The sequence below is a fragment of the Paenibacillus germinis genome, from assembly GCF_013141785.1.
GTDB classification, from domain to species: Bacteria; Bacillota; Bacilli; order Paenibacillales; family NBRC-103111; genus Paenibacillus_E; species Paenibacillus_E phytorum.
This window is the reverse complement of record NZ_WHOC01000061.1, coordinates 19,863-35,501: the sequence shown is the minus strand read 5'-3', so window position 1 is coordinate 35,501 and position 15,639 is coordinate 19,863. Positions and strand designations below refer to the sequence as shown.

14 protein-coding genes and 1 pseudogene are annotated in these 15,639 nt (G+C 45.4%); 13 read left to right on the top strand and 2 right to left on the bottom strand.

All coding sequences use genetic code 11. The features are described from left to right. Positions 1-320: 320 nt before the first annotated feature. Complete coding sequence (bluB, locus tag GC102_RS11600) at positions 321-968, bottom strand: 5,6-dimethylbenzimidazole synthase (RefSeq protein ID WP_171689673.1); 648 nt, start codon at positions 966-968, stop codon at positions 321-323. 204 nt (positions 969-1,172) lie between these two features. Between bluB and GC102_RS11595 the strand changes: the two genes are divergently transcribed. The 9 genes from GC102_RS11595 (at position 1,173) to GC102_RS11555 (ending at position 11,014) form a co-directional block, all read left to right on the top strand. Next, positions 1,173-2,264 carry an endospore germination permease gene (locus GC102_RS11595; protein ID WP_171689672.1) on the top strand — a complete coding sequence of 364 codons (1,092 nt, stop codon included), beginning with the start codon at positions 1,173-1,175 and terminating at the stop codon, positions 2,262-2,264. Then, positions 2,264-3,715 carry a spore germination protein gene (locus tag GC102_RS11590; RefSeq protein ID WP_171689671.1) on the top strand — a complete coding sequence of 484 codons (1,452 nt, stop codon included), beginning with the start codon at positions 2,264-2,266 and terminating at the stop codon, positions 3,713-3,715. Before GC102_RS11595 ends, GC102_RS11590 begins: the two co-directional genes overlap by 1 nt. Further along, a complete protein-coding gene (locus GC102_RS11585) occupies positions 3,712-4,872 on the top strand; it encodes a Ger(x)C family spore germination protein (RefSeq protein WP_171689670.1) in 1,161 nt (386 codons plus the stop codon). Before GC102_RS11590 ends, GC102_RS11585 begins: the two co-directional genes overlap by 4 nt. 202 nt (positions 4,873-5,074) lie before the next feature. Then, complete coding sequence (locus tag GC102_RS11580; protein ID WP_171689669.1) at positions 5,075-6,007, top strand: hypothetical protein; 933 nt, start codon at positions 5,075-5,077, stop codon at positions 6,005-6,007. Positions 6,008-6,073: 66 nt separating this feature from the next. Further along, positions 6,074-6,811 carry an ABC transporter ATP-binding protein gene (locus GC102_RS11575; RefSeq protein WP_171689668.1) on the top strand — a complete coding sequence of 246 codons (738 nt, stop codon included), beginning with the start codon at positions 6,074-6,076 and terminating at the stop codon, positions 6,809-6,811. Further along, entirely contained in the window at positions 6,804-7,553 is a 750-nt protein-coding gene (locus GC102_RS11570) for a DUF2705 family protein (protein WP_171689667.1), read from the top strand. The genes GC102_RS11575 and GC102_RS11570 overlap by 8 nt, the downstream gene beginning before the upstream one ends. Before the next feature lie 5 nt (positions 7,554-7,558). Continuing rightward, complete coding sequence (locus tag GC102_RS11565) at positions 7,559-9,034, top strand: sensor histidine kinase (RefSeq protein ID WP_171689666.1); 1,476 nt, start codon at positions 7,559-7,561, stop codon at positions 9,032-9,034. After that, complete coding sequence (locus GC102_RS11560) at positions 9,031-9,720, top strand: response regulator transcription factor (RefSeq protein ID WP_029194561.1); 690 nt, start codon at positions 9,031-9,033, stop codon at positions 9,718-9,720. Before GC102_RS11565 ends, GC102_RS11560 begins: the two co-directional genes overlap by 4 nt. 610 nt (positions 9,721-10,330) lie before the next feature. Further along, positions 10,331-11,014: an MgtC/SapB family protein gene (locus GC102_RS11555; RefSeq protein ID WP_376769363.1), complete on the top strand. Its 684-nt coding sequence runs from the start codon at positions 10,331-10,333 to the stop codon at positions 11,012-11,014. Positions 11,015-11,314: 300 nt separating this feature from the next. Here the strand turns inward: GC102_RS11555 and GC102_RS11550 are convergent, their stop codons facing one another. Further along, positions 11,315-11,548, bottom strand: coding sequence for a hypothetical protein (locus GC102_RS11550; protein ID WP_171689665.1), 234 nt, complete (start codon positions 11,546-11,548; stop codon positions 11,315-11,317). Positions 11,549-11,708: 160 nt separating this feature from the next. On the opposite strand from GC102_RS11550, the pseudogene GC102_RS11545 reads away from it, so the two are divergent. The 4 genes and pseudogenes from GC102_RS11545 to GC102_RS11530 form a co-directional block, all read left to right on the top strand. Continuing rightward, a pseudogene (locus tag GC102_RS11545) lies at positions 11,709-12,106 on the top strand (Tn3 family transposase); the annotation flags it as partial. Between the two features lie 299 nt (positions 12,107-12,405). Continuing rightward, positions 12,406-13,797: an ABC transporter substrate-binding protein gene (locus GC102_RS11540; protein ID WP_171689664.1), complete on the top strand. Its 1,392-nt coding sequence runs from the start codon at positions 12,406-12,408 to the stop codon at positions 13,795-13,797. Positions 13,798-13,860: 63 nt separating this feature from the next. Continuing rightward, a complete protein-coding gene (locus GC102_RS11535; RefSeq protein WP_216628030.1) occupies positions 13,861-14,757 on the top strand; it encodes a carbohydrate ABC transporter permease in 897 nt (298 codons plus the stop codon). A 13-nt stretch (positions 14,758-14,770) separates the two neighbouring features. After that, positions 14,771-15,622 carry a carbohydrate ABC transporter permease gene (locus GC102_RS11530; RefSeq protein ID WP_171689663.1) on the top strand — a complete coding sequence of 284 codons (852 nt, stop codon included), beginning with the start codon at positions 14,771-14,773 and terminating at the stop codon, positions 15,620-15,622. Positions 15,623-15,639: the final 17 nt, after the last annotated feature.

Sequence of the window (15,639 nt, the reverse complement as noted above, 5' to 3'; positions counted from 1 at the left end):
TTGAAGTTGCAGTTTGTACAACATTTTTAGCCCAAGTTGTTGCGAAATGGCCTTTATAGGACCAAATTGTTGTTGTACATAATGCAACAACTAATGGAAAAAGGCGAGATGTAGGTAGCAATTGTTGCACTTTCTACAACATCATTCATCCGTGAACATGGATTTATTCATCTAGCAACCTCAATTGAGCATAGTTGCAACATTCGGTTGGAATACGCGGTTTAGCTTGCTTAAAGTTGTACAAAGCTCAACTTTACACGGATAAGTATGCGAATGCTTCAGGCGCAAGCCGTGTTTCTTATTTTAGACCTCATTACTGGTCAACTTTTTGAATTTCCCCAAGTCTCGCTGAATATCAAATTATTCAGGCTCCTGCGTTTTTCCCAGTTGGCTGTCTCCAAAATGGGCTTCTCTGGATAATTTTCTGTGAATCCAATGGATAGCAATGCTACAGGATCAATATGAGGAGGTATTCCTAGGATATCTCGCACATCATTTTTCTTATAGAAGCTTACCCAGCCCATAGCTAATCCCTCTGCACATGCTGCTAACCACATGTTTTGAATCGCGCAAGCAACAGACATGATATCGGTTTCTGGTATAGAATTTCTTCCTAGCACATGAGAACCGCCGCGTGTTGGGTCACAAGTAACACAAATCGTGATTGGGGCTTGTTTGATGCCTTCGATCTTGAGATTTAGAAATTCGTCTTGACGTGTATCTTCATAATGAATAGCCAAAGCTCGTCTCTCTTTATCTGCCGCCCAAGCCAAACGCTCTTTCACTTTATCCGTAGAAATGATTATAAAATTCCAGGGTTGCATAAATCCAACTGAAGGACCATGGTGCGCTGCATTTAACAATTTCATTATTGTTTCTTCCGGGATAGGATCCGATAAAAATGTTCGTACATCTCGTCTTGTATAAATGCTCTTGTACAAGCCTTTCTTTTCTTCTTCCGTAAACATCCTTTCACCCCACCCCTTCACCAAGCTCACGTACGATGTAATTATTCATTAAATTTACACCCTCTCTTCTCTTTTTGCAATCGATTGAAGACCTAATTTCGATAGGCGACTAAATCTAATTTGTCGCACCGCATAATTCCACATGAATAGGAAATCTTAACTTATAAAAAGTTTCCACCTAATACCAATGCGGGAGAATAGCTTATGTCTGGAACCAAGAAAATTACCGCGCTTCAATTATATTATATCTTAATCCTATCCATTGGCATTACGAACCATGTCTTATTAATTCCGGTGCTGCTGCATTTTGGTAAGCGTGATTCCTGGTTCGGCGCAGCGGTCGCCTTGATTCCTTTGCTCATATGGGTATGTCTACTTTATATCGTTGTTAAACGTGTGAAACAGCAGAATATGATGGAGTGGATCAAACAAAAATTTGGAAAAGTGGTCGTTTTTCCATTCAAACTAGGTCTTATTGCCATTTGTTTTGCGCATTCGATAATAACGATAAAAGATATGGTGACATGGACACATGTGACCTATTTACCTCGGACACCGCCATTTATGATTAGTCTTCTGTTTATGATCTTTTGCTTTTTCGCGGCGAGATCAGGGCTGCGAGCGATTGCAATCACCTCAGGCATATTGCTACCGGTTGTAGCTCTTCTTGGTTTTTTTGTGATGGGAGCTAATTTCCAATATAAAGATTACAGCCTTCTTACGCCTTTATTTACACACGGTTATGGACCTACACTTACATCCATCATGCTCACTTGCGGCGCCTCCTTCGAACTGCTAGTTATCGTATTCCTCCAGCATCATGTCGATACGCGCATCCGGCTGTCGGCTTTATTGATTCTTGCAGCATGTATGATTGGACTTACCATAGGACCGTTAACGGGCTCCATTGCCATATTTGGCCCCTTTGAAGCCGCGGATTTAAGATATCCAGCTTTTGAACAATGGCGTATGGTGACCTTGGGAAAATATATTTCCCATTTGGATTTCTTGTCTATTTTCCAATGGATATCAGGGGCTTGTGTCCGGACGTCGATACTAATGTTTCTTAGTGTGGATCTAATTGGTATTCAAAAGAAGCGCACACGGACTCTAATGCTGATAGGGATCAGCCTGTTGTTGCTAGCGGCGAGCTTGTACCCAGTTACAGACAACCAGATGGTGCATCTAATTCAAAATAGATATTATCCCATTATGTTTGGAATAGGCTTAAGCTTGCTTCTTGTCTTGCTTGTGATGTCTATCCTGCCGGGGAAACGAAAGGAGAAGAATGCCTAATGCATGAGCAGGATTTACGGGATTGGTTTGCGTTGTCTGATGATGTCATCGTGAAATCTTACCGATTATCGGAAGCTCATCCGAAGGGGCGAGTGTTACTCATGTACTGTGAGGGTATGACCAATATGGATCATATCGAGAATCTCGTACTGCCTAAGCTTGAAGGTTTATTCAAAAATGAAGTTGATGCTAACGCCTCTAAGCTAGATGTGAATACGATGCTTCAATTGATTGAAATTACGGGTCCTAATGCCATGGAGTCAATGACAGTTTCATTGTATGCAGGATCGCTGATCTTATTTTTCGAAGAGACGCAATTGCTGTATGCACTGGATATTTCTGCGCCTCCCAATCGCTCACCAGAGGAATCAAGTACAGAGACTTCCATCAAAGGTCCGAGAGATGCCTTTACAGAAAGCATAGTTACGAATATCGCGCTCGTTCGCAAACGCTTGCTGACGCGCAGTTTTTGCGTTGAAAAAATGCAAATTGGAACGAGAAGTAACACCTCGTTAGCTCTCCTCTATATAGACGATGTAATAAATGCTAATATCCTCCAGGAAGCAAAGCAGCGGCTTCAAGCTATTAACGTTGATGCCCTGATTAGCAGCTCGCAATTAGAAGGTGAGATGTCTGGGCGCAAATACCCATTCTTTCCTCTATTGGATTATGCGGGAAGACCCGATTATATAGCGGATTGTTTGCTGCGCGGACGATTCGCGGTCATCGTGGACGGTTCCCCCATGGTTGTTATTGCGCCGGCGAATTTGATGTTTATATTGAAATCCCCTGAAGATGTGCATGCCCCCTACTATTATGTCGCGTTCGAACGTATTTTGCGTATAGGCGGGTTGATCGTTTCAGCCTTATTGCCTGGTTTTTGGATTTCACTATCCGCCTTTAATCTGGACCAAATCCCGTATCCGTTAGTAGCTACTATCGCTACATCCAGGTTGGGTTTACCCTTGTCAGGTCCGATGGATTTTATTATCATGCTGCTGCTGTTCGAAATGTTTCGTGAAGCGGGAGCGCGGCTGCCCAAGGTGGTAGGTCAAACGGTCACTGTCGTTGGCGGGCTTATTGTTGGGGACGCCGCGATACGTTCGGGAATTACGAGCCCTACAACATTAGTGGTGACCTCCATTTCGACGATATCGATGTACACCCTAGTGAATCAATCGCTAGCGGGAACGATTACCGTGCTGCGGATCATAATTTTAATCATATCCACAATTTTTGGTATTTACGGGTTTATGGTATCCCTCATGGGGCTCGTTTTATATTTGTCAACATTAGAATCATTCGGAGTGCCTTACTTATCGCCCTTGTCGCCACCTCAGTTCAGGGATATTATCTCTTCCGTATTGGCCAAGCCGTGGAACAAAATGAAGCGAAGACCGAAGGCATTACATACGAAGGATGACACACGCCAAGGCGGGGAGTCCTCATGATAACGAAAGGGTTAGGGCGACTGGTCTTCGGAATGCTGCTTCTGGTAAGTCAGACAGGCTGTTGGGATATAAAGACGATCCAAGATACGAATTACATTACTGCGATAGGCTTCGATTATCAAAAAGGGCGCTATGTCGTATACTGCCAAATGTTAGACTTCTCCAGCGTGGCTAAACAGGAGGGCGGTAAAGGAGGACCTTCCATGATTTGGGTTGGACAAGAGGAAGGGGACACGGTTGATGATGCTTACACCCGTTTGTACAAAACAACACAGCAGCGAGTCTTTTGGGGACATGTAGGAGCTTATGTTTTTACAAGAGAGGCACTTAAGCAAGGTGTAGGTAATTTTACTGATAGTTCCGTACGTTATGGTGAAACGAGGTATACCCAATGGGTTTATAGTACGGATGAGCCTATAGAGACGATTTTTTCGGTCATCCCTTTTTTTAATGTCTCCCCTCTGTCTTCTATTCTTATGCAGCCTGTAGAAAATTACCTTCAACGTTCTTATATTCGACCGCTCAAATTGTATAGGGTTGCTGCCCTAACCAGAGAGCCTGGGAACACGGTGATGATGCCCACCTTGGCCATTCGTAAGGACGTGTGGGTGAAAAATAAAAAAACAGATCCTAAATTAGAAGTCAGCGGTGTTTATGCAATTGCTAAAAAAAATCATGTGGAATGGCTGTCAGAGGATGAATTCAAAGGTGCGCGTTGGTTAGAAAAAAGCACCGTCCGTACACCTTTAGTCGTTTATATAAATGGGAAAGCTGGACTATCTGTTTCTATTCAGAAGCCTGAAGCCCGCATTACATCTCGAATGGAAGGAGATCAACCTTTATTCGATATTCATATCGAAGCCAAGGCAATCGTTGCCGAATTGCTGGAGAACGTTGATGAAGATACGCTGAAAAAACAGGTTGTCAAACAAATCGCAGAGGAAATCGAACAAACGTTTAAGCAGGGAAGAAGCCGTGATACGGATGTCTATCAGCTAGAACATGTATTATATAAACAAGCTTTTCCTGAGTGGTCTAAGCTTACAACTAACGGAGAGAAACCGCTGGAAAATTATCAATTAGGCGATATAAAAGTAGATATCCAGCTAACCCACTCCGGGATGCTTATGATGAGAGAAAAAGAGCAGCAATACTAGCTATTGACCCATATTTGAAGCCTTCATATCCGCAGATATCGCGGTTTTGGAGGCTTTTTTTAATAAAGTTTTAAGAATTGTTTTAGGCACGGTTAATAGGTGATTTAGAGGCAGTTAATGCGGAGGGGATAAGATGAATACATGGAAGCGAGGAACGCATCCAAATTAGATAAAGCGTATGAATACGCGGAGGAAATAAGATATGAATAAGAAGTTAGCGATGATGGGATTAGGCGTTGCGGTAGGCAGCATGATGCTAGTGACCTCGGTATATGCAGGTGTGGGAGACGCTCCCGGGTATGAAACATTCAAATCAGCATTCAAAAAGACAGCAGCAGTGGAGAATGTGACTCGCCAGGTGAACGTATCTCTACAGGACAATGGAGCTTCATTACTCAATGTGAAATCAACGATTAAGAGCACAGGTGTCGATCACGCCGGCAGCGCAGTAGTTACAGTGAAAAGTGGAACGGATGAGCAAACCATTCATTTCTATAGCCAAGATGGGAAGCAAATTGTAAAGACAGAAGATTCCGAGGTGTATAAAGTGCTGGAAGGTGAGGGCATGCCGGACAAATTCAAAGGGCATGAACGCGCAAACCACACACCTGACCCACAAGTGATTAGCGAAGTGGAAAATGTAGTCGATGCATTGGTTGGTAACCTGAAGAACTATGTAACTATGAGTGAAGCGCCTGGTAACGTGAAGGACATTCATTTCAAACTGTCCGGTAGTCAGATTTCACCTGTTGTGAACACAATTGGCTCGCTGGTTATTAAACACGGCACTGTTGAGAACAGTCACCGTCCTCTACCGGCTAAAGCGGATACCCTTGGTGTAGATGTAACAACACTCAAAAACAGCCTGCCTCAGCTTGTAACAGACATCAAAATGGATGAGGTCGAAATGAATGCAAGTGTGGACGCGGATAACCACATTACGAATCAAACGGCACAAATTCATATTTCCGGTAAAGATGCTCAGGGGGCAGCGCATGATGTGGTCTTGAGTGTTGATATGACACTATCTAGCCTGAACTCGACAACGCCGGATACGATTGATTTGAACGGAAAACAAGTGGAAAATGTGAAGTTTGATGAGAATTCCCGCAAAAACTGGGGAGAGAAGCATTAATAGAAAGACGAGAGGAGGACTCAACGATCGTTGACCTCCTCATTCATCCTGAAAGGCGGCCCGTTCATGAAGCCTGTAGTAGAAATTAAGAACCTCACGAAAACTTACAAAAATTTGCGCGGCATCCATCAAGTGAATATGACCGTGCAGCAAGGCGATATCTATGGTTTCTTCGGACCCAATGGCGCCGGTAAAACATCAGTGATGAAGATCATGACTGGTTTAACCAGAGCACAGCAAGGCGAAGTAAAGCTGTTCGGCCATGATGTGTCTACGCATTATGAGCAGGCAATGGCGAAGGTTGGCGTGTTGATTGAAACTGCTGAAGCTTATACCTATATGAGCGGGAAGCGGAATCTGGAGCTAGCGGCGCGCTTTTATCCTGGAATCGGCAAGCACCGAGTGGATGAAGTGCTGGAGATCGTTGGACTCACCCCTTTTCAGCACGAAAAGGTTGCGGGCTACTCACTGGGCATGAAGCAGCGGCTCGGACTAGCGGCAGCCATGCTATCGAAGCCTGAACTGCTAATTCTCGATGAGCCGACCAATGGCCTCGATATTGAAGGGATGGTTCATATTCGTGAAATCATCATGCACTTAGCGCGTGAAGAGCGAATTACTTTCCTTATCTCCAGCCATCTCATTCATGAAATGGAGCTGATGTGCAATCGCATGGGCATCATTCACCAAGGACGGCTTGTTCGCGAGGGACTCGTATCCGAATTATCCAAAGGCAGCGCGACGCTGGAAGAAGCGTACTTGCGCGAAATCAATGAAGTCAGGAGGCTCGCTGCCCATGCATAGCTTAACCGCCAACGTCTGGAACGAAACGATCAAACTCGTATCGAAGAAGAAAACCATTTTCTTCCTAGCTATTACGCTGCTTCTTCCGGTTATTGCAGGCTTATTGCTTGCACGCTTTCAAAGCGGCATCGGCATCGGAGCCATTGCATCGGGTGATTTCCCTATCGTCATGCTTGGTTTGTTTACGAGTATATTCTTGCCTTTGTTCGTATTCATGGGAGCCGCGGATGTATTCGCTGGTGAGATGGGTGAACGCACGATGAAGAATACGCTCACTCGGCCCATCACTCGGTTTAAGGTCTTTGCATCCAAGCAAATTGCGCTGGGCGTGTACATTGCACTTTATTTAATTGCAGGTTTGCTGGCTTCGATCGTATCCGCCTTATTTTTCCAAGACTTCGGAGGCGTAAGTACAGTACTTACTTGGTTCCTCGCCTATGGCTCAGCATTCATTCCTCTGCTTGTGCTCAGTATTGCAGCCGTGCTTCTCGCGCAGTTCTTCTCCAGCAGCAGCTCCGCATTGACCGTTAGCATTCTTCTTTATTTGGCGTTTAAAGTAGCTGCTTTTTTCATTCCGCAGATTGCAACCTACTCGCCAACAGCTTACACAGATTGGCATATGCTCTGGATTGGCAGCTCCATGGCCATTGGCAAGATGAGCAGCATCTTTATGTTTTTGATGGCGTGTAGTATATTGTTTTTTACAGCAGGATTTTATTTGTTTGATAAAAAGGAGATTTGATCCGGATGTCGATTCGTTTACGGCTGGTACTTTCTTATATAGCCATGCTGCTTGTACCACTAGTGCTCTCCGTACTAGCCGTGATCTTAATCAGCGTCGCAACGTTTGGGAATCTGAAGTCCGTCTTTCAGGTTGATTTCTCCCAAGGCAATCCGATCAAGCGTGTTGTTGATCAAGAGCTTGAAAATGTCGCTTATATGAAAGCGAAGACGGATACGGAACCGGAGGTTTTTCTGGATCCTGTTTTTGTGAAGGATCTAGAAGAAAGATTCCACAAAATTAATATGGGCATTATCATCCGGAAGGATAAAGAGATTACGTACGTTTCACCGTATATTAAGCAGGGTGAGGCTGAGGACACCTCCAAGCTGCCTTCTTTTGGCACATCTAAGGGTGAGTTTCAGCGCAATCATGGTTCCCTGTGGATAACTAGGCAGCAGGATTTTTTATTTTCAGATAAAAGTAAAGGCTCTGTATTCGTTTTTCTCGACGGCGGTCCCTTTCAAAAGTATCTTCACCAATTTTCAAAATCTGTCATTGTTACGTTTATTCTCATTCTTGTATTGACGAATGGTGTCCTGACATATTTCGTTTCTCGCAGTATTATTAGGCCTCTAAGAGCGCTCAAACGTGCAGCGGAGGAGATCAAGGAAGGCAATCTCGACTTTGAGATTGTACCGCATTCCGATGATGAAATCGGTGAGCTTAGTACGGCATTTGAAGAAATGCGGCGTAAGCTTAAGAAATCCGTGGAGGTTCAGCTTCAATATGAAGAGAACCGCAAGGAGCTTATTTCGAATATTTCCCACGATCTCAAGACACCAGTTACGGCGATTAAAGGATATGTTGAGGGGATAATGGACGGTGTATCGAATTCCCCAGACAAGCTGGATCGGTACATTCGAACCATCTATAACAAAGCAGCTGATATGGATCGGCTCATTGATGAATTATTTTTGTTCTCCAAGCTGGATTTGGGCAAAGTGCCCTTTCAATTCGAGAAGGTTGATCTCGGTCAATACGTGTTGGATTGCGCGCAGGAATTGCAGTTCGATATGGAGAAAAAAGGGGTTCAGTTCGCGCTCACCGAGCTGCCGAAGTCACCGCTATATGTAACGGCAGACCGTGACAAGCTCAGACGCGTATTGCTGAACATTATCGAAAATGCGATAAAATATAGTGAAGAAGGTAAGTGTCATATTACCTTAACGTTGAGAGAGATAGACGGCAATGCCGTCATTCAAATAAAAGATAGAGGTCAAGGCATATCAGAGGAGTCGCTTCCTCATATATTTGATCGTTTTTACCGGGCAGATCCTTCACGTAACACAGCTACCGGAGGAAGCGGGCTTGGACTGGCGATAGCCAAACAAATTATGGAAGAGCACGGCGGGAGAATCAGCGCATCCAGTATCATTGGACGGGGGACGACTGTGTACATGGCATTACCGCTTAGTCAGCAGGGGGAGAGCGAAGAATGAGTCGAATCTTAATTATTGAAGACGAGCAAAGTATTGCCGAGCTGGAGCGGGATTATTTGGAGATCAGCGGCTATGAAGTCGATATCGAAAATAGCGGGGACAAGGGGCTCCAGCGAGCCCTCTCCACGGAGTATGATCTCATTATTCTCGACCTTATGCTGCCGAAAGTGGATGGCTTCGAAATCTGCCGGCGTATTCGCAGTGAGAAGGACATTCCCATCGTGATGGTCTCCGCTAAAAAGGAAGACATCGATAAAATTCGCGGCCTCGGCCTCGGCGCTGACGATTACATGATCAAGCCCTTCAGCCCTAGCGAGCTGGTAGCCAGAGTAAAAGCCCATTTAGCTCGCTACGAACGGCTGATGGGACGGCGCGAAACGCGGAATGACGAGGTCCGCATTCGCGGTTTGATGATCGATAAAACAGCACGCCGTGTTTTTGTAAACGAGAAAGAAGTCGTCTTCACGACGAAAGAATTCGATCTGCTCACCCATCTCGCGATGAATCCGAATCGGGTGTACAGCAAAGAGCAGCTTTTTGACCTTCTATGGGGCATGGACGCCATGGGGGAAATCGCGACAGTGACAGTACATATTCGCAAACTGCGCGAGAAAATCGAACAAGATCCGTCCAACCCGCAATACATCGAGACGATCTGGGGCGCGGGATATCGGTTTCGGATATAACGGGAAAGCCTGGGAAGAGTGTAGACTCTTCTTGGGCTTTTTGTTTTGTGGGGTTTTATTGCCCACGCCAGCCGAAAGCGCGTTTTTAGCGCCTAATCGTCTAAGCTCCATTGCTCACACCCGCCAAAAGCGCGGAAATCGACTTCTCCGGCTCCATATTGCAGCCTCGCGCTGGAGTCGCAATGAGATAAGCGCGTTTTCGGAGCCTATTTCGGTAAACGCCAGCTGAAAGCGCGTTTTTAGCGCCTAATCGTCTAAGCTCCGTTGCTTAGAACCGCCGAAAGCGCGGAAATCGGCTTCTCCTGCTCCATATTTCAGCCTTGCGCCGGAGTCGCAATGAGAAAAGCGCGTTTTCGGAGCCTATTTCGGTGGACGCCAGCCGAAAGCGCGTGTTTAGCGCCTAATCGTCTAAGCTCCGTTGCTCACATCCGCCGAAAGCGCGGAAATCGACTTCTTCGGCTCCATATTTCAGCCTCGCGCCGGTGTCGCCTTGAGATAAGCGCGTTTTCGGAGCCAATATGATGATTTTTTAATTAACAAATGGTCATATACTCCATTTGAATGTTAAGATATTGTAAAGGTAATTTAGATGGAGGAGAAACTTACAATGATGCTGTCCGTGGATGTAAACATTTTAATGAGATTAGGGATATCCGCTATTTTCGGTTTAATTATTGGTCTTGAACGAGAAATCAGGAATAAACCGCTAGGTCTGAAAACTTCTTTAGTCATTTGCTTGAGCAGTTGTTTGTTGACGATAGTTTCAATCGAATCAGCAAATAAATATGCGGTTATGGGACTTCATGTCATGGATCCGATGCGGCTTGCTGCGCAAGTAGTCAGCGGGATTGGTTTCCTCGGGGCAGGGGTGATTCTTCGTAAGCATAATGATGTCATAGTCGGGTTAACAACGGCTGCAATGATCTGGGGAGCGGCTGGACTTGGCATCGCGGTTGGGGCAGGTTTCTTTGTAGAAGCCTTTTTTGGACTCGTATTAATCATGATTAGCGTCGTTCTCTTGCCTTATTTTATTAAGAAAATGGGTCCAAGACCGCTGATTATGAAAGACCTACGCGTGAGGCTCGTCGTCTCCCATGACGGCAACTTAACTACGATTATCAAAGCGATCATTGCCAAAGGCTACAAGATGAAAAGCGTTCACATCAAAGAGCTGAACAAGGAGCAGCAAGAGCTGCATTTCATCGTGTATATTGATAGGAAATATGCTTCGGAAGTGTATGATGAGTTGAAAAGTATGGATTATATTGAGATTGCGGAAGTTGAGACTTTGTAGGAGACGAAAGAGATTGAACCGGATTGTGGCCTTTGGGCTGTGGTCCGGTTTTTTTAGTTTAGATTGAAACCCCTAATGAATCCGCGAATTTTGCTCCGAGTTCTTGGCAACTTTGCTTTTTTGGCAAATCAGACAGAATAACCAAAAACATTTTGTTGCTAATCGAAATAATGTAAGACCCGGTGGTATATTTGTAGGGGAACCTATTAGCTCATTTGTTGCAAAAAGTAGAATGGTATTAGGGACTGACAGTTTAGTGCTTCATATTCTGATGCTGCAAATGCAGGAGCTAACAGCAAATTAGGCGGTTATCTTAAGATGCCTAGGGATGTCGAATAGCGGCGTCTTCTCTAGGGCTTGCTGATACACGTAAACGATGACCTGCCCAAAATACTCCTGCCGAATTCGATACACCACATCTCCAAGAGTGAGATGCTTTTCGTTCTTCAGCCAGTCCTGACGCTGTGATTCTAAAAAGTTCTGCGTCAGATACTGAATGGCCCAATACCGCTGAATGCCTTCAAATGATAGCAACTGATATTGGTCAAAACCTAGCAGTTCTTTGAAATAGCGTTAGCCGGTTTCAATGTTCCAGCGCACGTGATAATAGCGTTGGATTGTAACGAGATCCAGAACCGCATAAGGAGGCTATACGTATGTTTATTCAAATCATTGAGTCCATTCTTGTATTAATTGGCCAATGACCAGATTGCTGGATATTTTGAAGGAAACCAATTTACGTATTTCGTTTACAGAAATGTTAAAGACGGTGGCACATCGAGAGATATTGGACAGGTATACAATGCGAAAACGGTTGATCTTATCTCTTTACGGTTTGGGAACGAACATCGGTTTAAAGCGTGACAGCGCCGGTGATCACGGTGAAGGCTATAAAGATCTCCTTACGTCCGACGTAAATTCATTCACAAGGATAACCTTTGCAAAGCGATTTCCGAAGTGTTGAACGCTATTTTCAAAATACGGGGCGTGGGACCAGAACCTCATGACGGAATCCGGTACCACGGCCGCGGTGTTAGGATTTATTGGCACGTAGAGAAAAATTCGACTTGCATCTATTCGCAGCTAAAGAGCACCTACAAAGAATGATTAATATTTTCATACTATGTGCTTTTTGGGTAGTTCTAATCCCCTTATCGCCTCATATTGGAAAATGTCCAACAGCATTCCTCGTTTTTGATAGACTTGCTATTTGGTGATGCCATAACGGCTGCAATGGCTTGATTCGTTCGCTAAAAAGAGCAATAATTATCAACATTTCCAGTTGAAAAAGACAAAAACGGTTCAATTTGTTGATGTTTATTCGTACTTATTTAATTGCGGGCGTTATTCTATAATGACTATGAAATCACTAAACAATAGGGGGGCAAGCAATGAATAGAATAAAAGGATCGGGACTGCTGGTCTCGACCGCGCTTGTGATGACAGCGCTTACAGGATGCGGGGAAGGCGGCGCCGAAAAAGAAAAAACCGCGGACAGCAAACCGGCAGTCAAAATGGAAACGGTCAAGGTATGGACGAATAGCGGTCACTCGAAAGAGCTGGTTACGCAAATGGTGGACCAATTCAATAATTCGACTGGGAAAGAAAAAGGGATTCACATTGAATATACGGTTCATGGAGGCGACTACGCCAAAATGCTGGAGGTGGCCATTACTTCCGGCCAAGCCCCCGAATTATTCAAAGCTACGGGCGTGTTGGGAGACAACGTCAAGAAAGACGCGCTGCTTGCCATCGAAGACATGCCGGGAGGCAAAGAATTCCTTAAAAATTATGAGGGGCTGCTGAACAACCCCAGCTTTACTTATAACGGCAAAACGTATTTGGTGCCTTCTTACGTAAATACGATCAAGCTGCTCTACAACAAAGAGATGTTCAAGAAAGCGGGAATCGTTGACGCGAACGGAGAGGCGAAACCGCCGGCGACATGGTCGGAGTTGGCGGGATACGCGAAGAAGCTGACAAATCCGGCAGAAAAAACGTATGGAATCGCTCTTCCGATGAAATGGTCCGGATATTTCGATTCGGAGCTGCTTCAGCCCTTCGTTTCCTCTGTCGGACATGAAATTTTCGATTATAAGTCGGGTACATTCCAATTCGGCGCATTCAAACCGGCGGTTGAATGGCTGATGCAAATCAAAGAAGACAAGAGCTTCTTTCCGGGCGCGGAAGGGCTGGACAACGATCCGGCAAGGGCTCAGTTCGCGGAAGGCAGAATCGGCATGAAGCTCGGCGCTTCATGGGATGTGGGCGTGCTGAACGATCAGTTCCCGGCGAAGATGGATTGGGGAGTTGCTCCTATTCCCGTCGTCGACCCGAACATCAAATATAAAGAGTTTACGCAGCCTTCGGGCTGGACGCATATTTCTAAATCGGCAAGCAAGAACAATCTAGATAAAGTTATGGAAGTGTTCAAATGGTTCAATTCCGACGAAGTGCTCGTGAAGCTTTACGAAGAGTCTAAGTTTATTCCTTATAAAGACAGCATCGTAAAAATGGCGAAAAAACAGCCGGAGAAAAAGGGCTGGAAGGAATTTGCGGACATCTCGAATTCATACCAGACGCTGACAGCGCCATCCGTTAAAATCGAGGGCGAGGATTATAAGCAGGTATTGATGAAAATTTGGGCTGGCGCAACGACTGTCGAGAAAGCGATTGCCGATCTTGATGCCCGGTACAACAGCTCATTAGAGAAAGCCGTGAAAGACGGCTCGCTCGATCTTAAGCCGTTCAAAAATGAAAGCTTTTCGATTAAGGTCAAGTAATTCGACGGGGGGACGGTCAGGGAAGACCGGGCCCCTGTTGCATCACGGAAGAAGGTGCCGCAATTGTTTTTTCGCAAAGAAGCGTTTCAATCGTATTTGATGCTTTCCCCTCAGTTGATCGGTTTTTTCATTTTCGCGATCTATCCGATCATCTGGGTTTTCCGCTGGGCTTGGTTCGACTACGACGGAATCGAGGTCACATACATCGGCTTTGAGAATTTCGTCAGACTGTTTACGAGAGATCCGAACTATTGGGACAGTCTCCTGAACACGTTCATCCTGTCGTTCGGTAAGCTAATTGTCGAAATTCCGCTCGCGCTTTTCCTTGCGGTGATGCTGCATGGAAATATACGGGGACGCCATTTTTTTCGCACGATGTTTTTCATGCCGAATATCGTCAGCGTAGCGATCATAGGTCTGCTCTTTTACTTTATGTTCGCGTCTTTTGAAGGGGTCGTCAACAATATGCTATTTGATTGGAAGCTGATCGACGAGCACGTAAACTGGTTCGGCAACAAGTGGACCGCTATGCTGGTCATCGCTATCGCCTCGGTCTGGCAAAATTTCGGCATTAACTTGCTGTTCTTCTTATCTGGCTTGCTGAACATCCCGGCCGACTTATACGAGTCCGCTCAAATCGACGGCGCCAATAAGAGACAGCAGTTTATGCAAATTACGCTTCCGATGCTGGCGCCGGTTATGCAGGTCGTCTGGATGCTTGCGATTATCGGAAGCTTGAAAATGACCGATCTGGTGCTAGTCCTGACGAATGGGCAGCCTGCCGGACAAACGGAAGTCGTCATGACGTACATTTTCAAGTACTTCTTCCGTTACGGTGAAGGCTCAGCGGTTGCGCAAATCGGTTACGCTTCGAGTCTCGGCCTCGTTACAGCCGTCATTATCGGCATCATTACAATCATTTATTTGGTCTTGACCAGACGAATGAGCAAAGTTTATTGAAGGCGGGATCACTTTGGACAGAGGATGGACGAAGGCTGCGAACAAGGCGCTCGCATATAGCTTTTTGCTTGTAGTATTGATTTTTACGGTATTTCCTTTACTGTATGTTTTTCTGGCATCGTTTAAATCGAATCAGGAAATATTGGCTTCCGGTTCGACGCTGCTGCCCCGGTCGTTCACCCTGGACAATTTCAGGCAGGCATGGGAATTGGCAGATTTCAAGCGCTATACATGGAACAGCATCTACTTTACCTTTTTTATCGTCATCGGTGTGTTGTTCAACTCCACTATGGCGGGATACGTATTTGCCCGCGGCAGATTTGCCGGGAAAAAGCTGATTTTCGGTCTCTTCACGAGTACGATGTTCCTTTCCTTGGGAAGCATCACACTTTACCCTCAGATGGAGATCGCGAAGCTGCTGCATATCCATACATCGTTGTGGGGAGTTATCATCATTCAAATTTTCGGGTTGCATATCGCCAATGTTTTTCTCGTTCGGAGCTTCGTCAATTCGATTCCGCATGAAATCGACGAGGCGGCCAAAATTGACGGCTGCAGCTTCTTCCGGACGTTCTGGAACGTCATTCTGCCTTTGCTCAAGCCGATTATTGCGACGATCGGACTCATCACGTTCAGACAAGCGTGGAACGAATACTTGATGCCTATGATATTCACCATTTCGAATCCGAAGCAAAGCACTCTGACCGTTGGGGTTGTAGCGCTGAAAAGCACCGGGGAGGCGGCAAGCTCCTGGAATCTGATGCTGGCGGGAACGATGATTTCGATTATCCCAATGCTCGCCGTATATTTGTTTCTTAACAGGTATTTCATCGCTGGTATGACGAGTGGGGCTATTAAGGGCTAACATTCAAGGAGGGACTT

Coding starts and splice junctions, on each gene's coding strand:
- GC102_RS11560 (WP_029194561.1), top strand. CDS start 9,031: ATGAGTCGAATCTTAATTATTGAAGACGAGCAAAGTATTGCCGAGCTG.
- GC102_RS11580 (WP_171689669.1), top strand. CDS start 5,075: ATGAATAAGAAGTTAGCGATGATGGGATTAGGCGTTGCGGTAGGCAGC.
- GC102_RS11595 (WP_171689672.1), top strand. CDS start 1,173: ATGTCTGGAACCAAGAAAATTACCGCGCTTCAATTATATTATATCTTA.
- bluB (WP_171689673.1), bottom strand. CDS start 968: ATGTTTACGGAAGAAGAAAAGAAAGGCTTGTACAAGAGCATTTATACA.
- GC102_RS11540 (WP_171689664.1), top strand. CDS start 12,406: ATGAATAGAATAAAAGGATCGGGACTGCTGGTCTCGACCGCGCTTGTG.
- GC102_RS11585 (WP_171689670.1), top strand. CDS start 3,712: ATGATAACGAAAGGGTTAGGGCGACTGGTCTTCGGAATGCTGCTTCTG.
- GC102_RS11575 (WP_171689668.1), top strand. CDS start 6,074: ATGAAGCCTGTAGTAGAAATTAAGAACCTCACGAAAACTTACAAAAAT.
- GC102_RS11555 (WP_376769363.1), top strand. CDS start 10,331: ATGCTGTCCGTGGATGTAAACATTTTAATGAGATTAGGGATATCCGCT.
- GC102_RS11570 (WP_171689667.1), top strand. CDS start 6,804: ATGCATAGCTTAACCGCCAACGTCTGGAACGAAACGATCAAACTCGTA.
- GC102_RS11590 (WP_171689671.1), top strand. CDS start 2,264: ATGCATGAGCAGGATTTACGGGATTGGTTTGCGTTGTCTGATGATGTC.
- GC102_RS11565 (WP_171689666.1), top strand. CDS start 7,559: ATGTCGATTCGTTTACGGCTGGTACTTTCTTATATAGCCATGCTGCTT.